Annotated in this window: 3 protein-coding genes; 1 reads left to right on the top strand and 2 read right to left on the bottom strand. The window is 68.3% G+C overall.

The features are described 5' to 3' along the window. Positions 1 to 21 precede the first annotated feature (21 nt). A complete protein-coding gene (locus CCN56_RS28440; protein WP_086830859.1) occupies positions 22 to 243 on the bottom strand; it encodes a hypothetical protein in 222 nt (73 codons plus the stop codon). A 32-nt stretch (positions 244 to 275) separates the two neighbouring features. Then, entirely contained in the window at positions 276 to 524 is a 249-nt protein-coding gene (locus CCN56_RS28435; protein ID WP_086830858.1) for a hypothetical protein, read from the bottom strand. A 959-nt stretch (positions 525 to 1,483) separates the two neighbouring features. Between CCN56_RS28435 and CCN56_RS28425 the strand changes: the two genes are divergently transcribed. Continuing rightward, positions 1,484 to 2,301, top strand: a protein-coding gene (locus tag CCN56_RS28425) for an IS5 family transposase (protein WP_107484238.1) whose coding sequence is annotated in 2 segments (ribosomal slippage) — positions 1,484 to 1,826 and positions 1,826 to 2,301 — 819 coding nt in all. Because the reading frame shifts where the segments join, the coding sequence is not laid out codon by codon here. Positions 2,302 to 2,308: the final 7 nt, after the last annotated feature.

Below are 2,308 nucleotides of genomic sequence, written 5' to 3'. Positions count from 1 at the left end.
CCGGGCGGGCCCGGGCACGGGTCAGTCCGTGCTGTCCGTCCCGCTCGTCGCGCGGGCGCCGACGCCAAGGGTGCGGCGCGCGCTCGGGGCGGGTGCGGGATGGGGGCTGAACACGCCGCGGCCGCGCAGCTCGTCGAGGGCGGGGAAGCGGTTGCCCGGGATCGCGTCGTGGAGGTCGGCCTCGGCGGCGGCAACACGGGCAGCGTGCTCCGGCCCGGGGCCCAGGGTGCGGCGTTCGCTCACGCTGCTCATCGTACGGCGAAGGGGGTGGGGAGCTACGCCGCCTGCCGCCGGGTGGCGACCAGGCTCTGCCAACGATCCCGTACGGCGTCGGGGCCCTCGGTCCAGCGGACGGTCGAGTCGGCGGGCGGGACCAAGTCGGCGAGGTAGTGGACAGCATCGAGGTAGTAGGCGTGGTCGCCACCTCGTGTGAGCTCGGCAAGGCGGCCGAGGATCTCGTGGACCGCGTCGCCCTCGTTGCGGACGGCGTGGTGGAACGCGGCGGCGAGCTCCAGTAGGAACACGGCTGCGGTGATGCCGCTGGCAGTGATCTCGTTGCGCAGCGCGGCCGCGCGTTCGGTGAATCCCGGACCAGAGCTGCCGGAGTGGCGGGCGAGCGCGGCCAGGAGCTCGGCGAGCGCGTCCGCCGCTGTGCCGCCCTGGCTCTGTTCACTTCTGGGGGTTCTGGCTCGCTTTCCGTGAAGCGCGCACGCTGAGTAACGACTGATGCGCCGATCAGGCTTCGGGAAGTTGCCTGAAAATGACCAGGCCGATCGTGGTGTGGTCGACAGTGCGGCGTCGTGGAAGAGACGTCGCCTCCTCTGGAGGGCCTGCTATTACCGTCCATCGCGGACGTGTCGGTGCTGTCGCTGGAGGTGAGTCACGAGGCGATACGCATCGACGTCTGCAGTACGGCAGCCGGGGCGACATGCCCGGACTGTGGGAGCGAGTCGACCCGGGTGTGATTTTGTCGGGTCATATGGGTTCAGGCACGGATTCCGTGAAGTCGATCAAGAGACCGTTTCGGTCTGCGCTTGATAGCCGAGACCTGCTCGGATGGCTGCGTCGGGCAAGCTCGGTGGGGCAAAATGCTGGGCATGACGACTTGAAGAGCACCGGCCGGGCGGCAGCACTGGCTCAAGGTCGGGAGCGGCTGGTCCGCTCCGGACAGTGACCGCCGGATCTGCGCGGCATGTGGGACGCCCGTCCGCTCGTACCAGTACCGCTTCTATCCGCCCGATTCCTCCATGTTCGAGCGGTGCATCGGGTTCGCCTGGTGCTCAACTTGCAGGATCTACTCCGGGAACATGGTCCATGTCCCGCGGAAGCGGGCTCTGGTCGATGCCCTCGCTTCCCTTCCTTCTGAACAACGGGAACGGCTCCTGCGTTCGGAGACGCGACTGATCGAGTTCCTGGACCGCCAGGCCCGAGCCGGCAGAAGTTAGACCGTGTCCTATGTGGTGAGGCGGTCGTTGAGGCCGTCATGGGGCGGGGTACGTGGAGTTGGATTGTTCCGGACGGGTTGTGGGAGATCGCCAAGCCGCTGATCCCGCCCTCCCGGGTGCGGCCGCAGGGTGGCGGGACGCAGGACACGCCTGATGAGACGCTGTTCGCCGCGATCATCTACGTGCTGGTGTCCGGATGCGCCTGGCGGGCCCTGCCACCCTGCTTCGGGATATCGAAGTCGACCGCGCACCGCCGGTTCCTGATCTGGTCGCGTGCAGGAGTCTGGGGCCGACTGCACGAGGAGATCCTGCACCGCCTCGACGACGCCGGCCTCCTGGATCTGTCTCGCGCGGTCCTGGACTCCGCCCACGTCCGGGCGAAAAAGGGGGCGAACTCACCGGTCCGAGCCCCGTGGACCGGGGCAAGCCGGGTTCCAAGATGCACGTCCTGTCGGACGCGAACGGACTGCCCCTGGTCGTCGGCGTCTCGGCCGCCAACACCCACGACAGCCAGGCCCTGCAGCCCATGCTGCTCGGTCACCAAACGAGACACGACCCCCACCGCGGCCGTCATTTCAAGCCCCAGCGCCTGCACGCCGACAAGGCCTACGATATCCCTGAGCTGCGGAAATGGCTCCGCGGAAGACGCATCGGCGTCCGCATCGCCCGCAAGGGCATCGAGTCCTCGGAACGGCTCGGGCGCCGCAGGTGGGTGATCGAGCGGACCATGTCCTGGCTGACCGGATACCGCCGGCTCAACCACCGCTACGAGCGCAATCCCCGCAACTACCTGGCCTTCCTCGGCCTCGCCGCGGCCATCTGCTGCTACAAACGACTCCTCCGCCTCACCACATAGGACACGG

This window comes from Streptomyces sp. NRRL B-24572 (genome assembly GCF_002156145.1).
In the GTDB taxonomy this organism is placed as follows: Bacteria; Actinomycetota; Actinomycetes; order Streptomycetales; family Streptomycetaceae; genus Streptomyces; species Streptomyces vietnamensis.
This window is presented reverse-complemented; position numbering and strand designations above follow the sequence as displayed.